Here is a 1,263-nt window from a genome sequence, read left to right on the forward strand (position 1 = left end):
GGAGCGTGACCCGGTTTCCCGGACGGTTTCTCTGTGTTGATCATGCCGCGGTTGCGGCGGGGATGTGAAGTCGTTCGAACTCCACGGGGCTGAGGTTGCCGAGCGCGGTGTGCCGGCGGGTCGGGTTGTAGAACGCCTCGATCCACTCGAACATCGCCGACGCGAGCTGCGTCTTCGACGCCCAGCTGGTGCGGTCGAGAAGCTCGCGTTGCATCGTTGACCAGAAGCTTTCGATGAGCGCGTTGTCGACGGATGACGCGACTCGTCCCATCGATCCGAGCAGTCCCGCTTCGCGGAGCCGATGCCCGAAGAGCCAGCTGGTGTATTGCGCTCCTCGGTCCGCATGGACCACGGTGCCGGGTGCTGGTCTGCGCCGCCAGCGAGCCATCTCGAGCGCATCGACGACGATCTCTGCGGTGATCCGGTCACTGATCGACCACCCAACGATCCGGCGCGAGAAGGCGTCGATCACGGCGGCGCAGTAGACCCACCCATCTTTCGCGCGGTGCTGTGTGATGTCGCAGAACCAGAGCCGGTTCGGCGCGTCAGCGCGGAACTGCCGCCTCACGAGGTCCTCGTGGGTGGCCGTGTCCGGCTTCCAGCCTCGTCGCTTCCGTCGATGCGAGACCCCGACCAGGCCGTTCAACCGCATCAGCCGGGCGACCCGTTTCCGGCCGACGTGAACACCGAGCCCGAGCCGGAGCCCGGCGAGCACCCTCGGTGCTCCGTACGTCTCTCTCGAGTCGGCGTGGATCCGACGGATCGTCGAGGTGAGCTCCGCATCCGCGACCGCACGCCGCGACGGCGGCCGACCGATCCACTCGTAGTAACCGGAGGTCGAGATGTTCAGGGACCGGCAGGCCACCGCGACGGGGATCCCGTCGGCGGCGAGCTCCTGGACCAGCCGGAACCCTATTTTGGGAGCATGTTCTCCCTGGCGAAGTAGGCCGACGCGCGCTTGAGGATCTCGATCTCCATCTCCAGCACTCGGTTCCGGCGTCGCAGTTCGACGAGCTCCTTGTGCTCATCGGTCGTGACACCGGCCTTGCGGCCAGAATCGACCGCGTCACGGTTCATCCAGTTCCGCAGGCACGACTCGCTGATCCCCAGATCACGCGCGGTCTGCGCGACGGGGTTGCCCTGGGCGACAAGATCCAGGGCTCGACGCCGGAACTCCGGCGGGTGGGCAGCAGGCATCTCACGGACTCCTTCCGAGACGATCATCGCCTCAAAGCTGGCGTCCGGAAAAGCGGGTCAGGCTCC

At 66.4% G+C, this 1,263-nt stretch carries 2 protein-coding genes; both read right to left on the reverse strand.

Annotated elements, in window-relative coordinates; all coding sequences use genetic code 11:
- Positions 1–40 precede the first annotated feature (40 nt).
- Positions 41–865: an IS3 family transposase gene (locus tag K5S26_RS18480; protein WP_308123065.1), complete on the reverse strand. Its 825-nt coding sequence runs from the start codon at positions 863–865 to the stop codon at positions 41–43.
- Positions 866–912: 47 nt separating this feature from the next.
- Positions 913–1,197: a transposase gene (locus tag K5S26_RS18485; protein WP_221861000.1), complete on the reverse strand. Its 285-nt coding sequence runs from the start codon at positions 1,195–1,197 to the stop codon at positions 913–915.
- Positions 1,198–1,263: the final 66 nt, after the last annotated feature.

This window comes from Microbacterium marinilacus (assembly GCF_019753765.1).
GTDB classification, from domain to species: Bacteria; Actinomycetota; Actinomycetes; order Actinomycetales; family Microbacteriaceae; genus Microbacterium; species Microbacterium marinilacus.